General features: G+C 56.3%; 4 protein-coding genes and 1 pseudogene. 4 read left to right on the top strand and 1 reads right to left on the bottom strand.

The genetic code is table 11. The features are described 5' to 3' along the window. The 3 genes and pseudogenes from NCN04_RS09485 to fabG form a co-directional block, all read left to right on the top strand. A pseudogene (locus NCN04_RS09485) lies at positions 1 to 391 on the top strand (lipopolysaccharide heptosyltransferase family protein); the annotation flags it as partial. Next, on the top strand, positions 391 to 1,497 hold the full coding sequence (locus NCN04_RS09480) for a potassium channel family protein (protein WP_250395924.1): 1,107 nt from the start codon (positions 391 to 393) through the stop codon (positions 1,495 to 1,497). The pseudogene NCN04_RS09485 and the gene NCN04_RS09480, both read left to right, overlap by 1 nt. 63 nt (positions 1,498 to 1,560) lie before the next feature. Beyond that, positions 1,561 to 2,313: a 3-oxoacyl-[acyl-carrier-protein] reductase gene (gene fabG / locus NCN04_RS09475; RefSeq protein WP_048348276.1), complete on the top strand. Its 753-nt coding sequence runs from the start codon at positions 1,561 to 1,563 to the stop codon at positions 2,311 to 2,313. A gap of 3 nt (positions 2,314 to 2,316) precedes the next feature. Here the strand turns inward: fabG and NCN04_RS09470 are convergent, their stop codons facing one another. Beyond that, positions 2,317 to 2,493, bottom strand: a complete 177-nt coding sequence (locus NCN04_RS09470; protein WP_245407115.1) for a hypothetical protein — start codon at positions 2,491 to 2,493, stop codon at positions 2,317 to 2,319. Positions 2,494 to 2,610: 117 nt separating this feature from the next. Here NCN04_RS09470 and groEL point away from each other — a divergent pair. After that, on the top strand, positions 2,611 to 3,603 hold a 993-nt coding region (groEL, locus tag NCN04_RS09465), incomplete at its 3' end, for a chaperonin GroEL (protein ID WP_250395923.1).

Genomic DNA, 3,603 nt, shown 5'->3' with positions numbered 1-3,603 from the left:
TGCAGGGCTGATGAACAGAGCTCGCGAACGGCAGCCCAAGGGAGATGGGCCTCTGTTGTTGCTCCAGCCATCTGCCAGAGCGGGAGACTGGCCAGCAGAACGCTGGAAGCAATTACCGCTCACCATCAAAAACAAACTTCCTGGTTTGCGAACCATTGATCTTGAAGACAACAGCTCGCTCTCTGAGAGAGCAGCTCAGATTGCCTGTACCGACGTAGTTTTGACGAGTTGTCCTGTGACCAGTCTGTTGGCAACCTTTTGCGGAGTGCCATTGGTTGCACTTGGACTGTCTGAGGATCAATTGCCTAAGCGAGATGTGATTCGGCATCTTGGCAATGACGATCTCAGCTCTCTCTCCGAAGCTGATGTGTTGGAGGCGATGGGCTTCTGATGAAGAGGCCACGACGGAGGTCACATAAACACCGTCGGCTTCAGCGCTATCCCTCTTATTTGCATGGTTTTCAGCTAAGCCAGCTGGCCAGCCCATGGCTATTGCCCGTTTTAGCTCTTGCCATCGTGATCTTGGGTGGAGCGATTGGTTATCGGATCACGGAGGGTTGGGACTGGGGTGATTGTTTATGGATGGTGCTGATCACGATCAGCACCATCGGTTACGGAGAAGTGGAGCCCCTCTCTCAGGCCGGACGGCTGGTGACGGTGTTGATCGTGGCAGGGGGCATCGTCGTGGTGCAGCTTTCGATCCAAAAGATTCTTGGCCTGACAGAATCCGGATACTTCCGTCAGTTGCGGGAGCTGAGGTTTCGCCGAAACCTACGGCGTATGCAGAACCATGTGATTCTCTGCGGGTATGGCCGCATTGGCCGGGAGATTGCTGAACAGCTGCTCCTGGAGACCGTTCCCGTTCTTGTGGTCGAGATGGATCCTGCTCGTCGGCAGGCGGCAGAGGAACGGGGTCTGCCTGTGCTCCTGGCCGATGCCACCCTCGACGAAACGCTTTTGGAGGCTGGACTTCATCGTTGTCGCAGCCTGGTGGCGGCCTTGCCTAGCGATGCGGCCAATCTGTACGTCACGCTCAGTGCTCGAGGCTTGGAGCCTGGATGCCGGCTCATTGCTCGAGCCGACAGCGAAGAAGCTGCAGCCAAGCTCGAACTTGCAGGAGCAACTGTTGTTGTGAGTCCCTACGTCGCTGGGGGAAGGGTGATGGCAGCAACGGCTCTAAGGCCCTTGGCGGTGGACTTTATGGATCTGTTGTCTGGGTCGGAATTTGAAATTGAAGAATTTCGGTTAAGTCGTGATCCCTCACTTGTTGGTCATTTGGCCAGCAAGAGCTTGTCGGAGCTCCAGCTGGGCCGCCGCAGTGGGGCCATGGTGCTGGCCATCCGTGACGGCAGCGCATTGAAGGGAAATCCCAGCGGTGAAGAACGACTTGGTCCTGGACAACTTCTTGTGGTGATGGGAAGCCAGAAGCAGCTGGAGTTATTCCGCAATTTGCTGGGTGATGCCATCGACACGATTGAAACCATGCGGGGCATCTAGCTGGCCTTGATGACTGAAAGGGCCAACGATCCCTACGATCACACGATCTTAAAAAAAGCGTTCATGAGTTCATCCGCTTCTCTTGACGGTCAAACAGCCCTTGTGACCGGTGCAAGTCGTGGCATCGGTCGTGCAGTGGCCTTGGCTTTGGCAGGTGAGGGCGCAGAAGTGGTGGTGAATTACGCCAGTTCTCCCGATGCTGCTGAGCAGGTGGTTGCTGAAATTCAGGCCCAGGGTGGCTCCGCTTATGCCGTCAAGGCCGACGTGGGCGATGAGGCTTCGGTTGAAGCCTTGATCAAAACGGTGTTGAAGCGCAGTGAACGCATTGACGTCCTGGTAAATAACGCGGGAATCACTCGGGATGGCTTGCTGATGAGGATGAAAACCGAGGATTGGCAGGCGGTGATCAATCTCAATCTCACCGGAGTCTTCCTCTGTACGAGGGCTGTGGCGCGCCCAATGTTGAAGCAACGGAGTGGTCGGATTATCAACATCACCTCCGTGGTTGGGCTGATGGGCAACGCCGGGCAAGCCAATTACGCAGCAGCCAAAGCCGGTGTGGTGGGCCTAACGCGAAGTAGCGCCAAGGAGATGGCAAGCCGTGGAATCACGGTGAATGCCGTGGCACCTGGTTTTATTGCTACGGATATGACGAAAGACCTGGAAGCAGACGGCATTCTTGCGGCCATTCCACTGGGACGGTTTGGGACGCCCGATCAGGTGGCTGGAACCGTGAGATTTTTGGCTGCCGACCCATCCGCCGCATACATCACGGGGCAGGTGCTCCAGGTGGATGGTGGGATGGTGATGAGTTGAATCTCAGTTTTGGAGAGGCTGACCCAGCTCTTCTCTTAATCGGCGTATGCGCTGAAGCAACTTCAATCTTCGACTGCGGTCCGTAGCGGTTAGATAGATGCGAAGTGGCACATAAACCAAGGTCATGGTTGCAGCCATTGCAGCCATGAAAACGAAGAACAGCGCTCCTGAATCCTTCATGGTCAAACATTAACCAGACGATTTGCGCCTTTGTCCGATGGATTCGGCTTTCCCCACTTCCGAGGGGAGCGGGTAGTCATAGACGCTGGATGCGATTGCCCCCGGGTTCCTGACACTATGTCCAAACTTCTCAGCTTTTCGAACGAATCACGGGAGTCCCTCGAGCGAGGCATGAATGCCCTTGCCGATGCCGTTCGGGTCACGATCGGACCTCGTGGTCGCAATGTGGTGCTCGAGAAGTCCTACGGCGCGCCCGACATCGTCAATGACGGTGACACGATCGCCAAGGAAATTGAACTTGCAGATCCGTTCGAAAACATCGGTGCCAAGTTGATCCAGCAGGTGGCGTCTAAGACCAAGGACAAAGCTGGCGATGGCACCACGACTGCCACCGTGCTTGCCCAGGCGATGGTGGAGGAGGGGCTTCGAAATACGGCTGCAGGTGCTAGCCCGATCGAACTTCGCCGGGGTATGGAAAAAGCTGTGGCTGCTGTGGTCACAAGCCTCAATCAACGCAGTCAGTCCGTGAGCGGCGATGCGATTCGCCAGGTTGCCACGGTCAGTTCAGGCGGCGATGAGGAGGTGGGTCGCATGGTTGCCGAGGCCATGGACAGGGTGAGCTTTGACGGTGTGATCACCGTGGAGGAATCCAAGTCTCTGGCCACTGAGCTTGAAGTCACAGAAGGTATGGCCTTCGATCGCGGTTATAGCTCTCCCTATTTCGTCACCGATGGTGACCGCCAGATTTGCGAATTCGAGAATGCGTTACTGCTTCTCACAGATCGCAAGATCAGCTCCGTCACCGATTTGGTTCCCGTGTTGGAGACGGTTCAGAAATCAGGCTCACCGCTGGTCATTTTGGCGGAAGAAGTCGATGGGGAAGCCCTTGCCACCTTGGTCGTGAACAAGAACCGAGGGGTGCTGCAGGTGGCTGCAGTGCGTGCTCCATCGTTTGGCGAGCGTCGTAAGGCTGCTTTGGCTGACATCGCTGTGCTGACAGGTGGTCAGGTCATCAGTGAAGACAGGGCGATGACCCTCGACAAGGTGACGATGGACGACTTGGGACGGGCACGCCGGATCACGATCAGCAAGGACAGCACCACGATCGTG

It is taken from the genome of Synechococcus sp. MU1655 (assembly GCF_023630655.1).
In the GTDB taxonomy this organism is placed as follows: Bacteria; Cyanobacteriota; Cyanobacteriia; order PCC-6307; family Cyanobiaceae; genus Synechococcus_C.
This window is presented reverse-complemented; position numbering and strand designations above follow the sequence as displayed.

What these genes read in the sequence shown, in the direction of transcription:
- NCN04_RS09480 (WP_250395924.1), top strand. Translation starts at nt 391, where the DNA reads ATGAAGAGGCCACGACGGAGGTCACATAAACACCGTCGGCTTCAGCGC.
- fabG (WP_048348276.1), top strand. Translation starts at nt 1,561, where the DNA reads ATGAGTTCATCCGCTTCTCTTGACGGTCAAACAGCCCTTGTGACCGGT.
- NCN04_RS09470 (WP_245407115.1), bottom strand. Translation starts at nt 2,493, where the DNA reads ATGAAGGATTCAGGAGCGCTGTTCTTCGTTTTCATGGCTGCAATGGCT.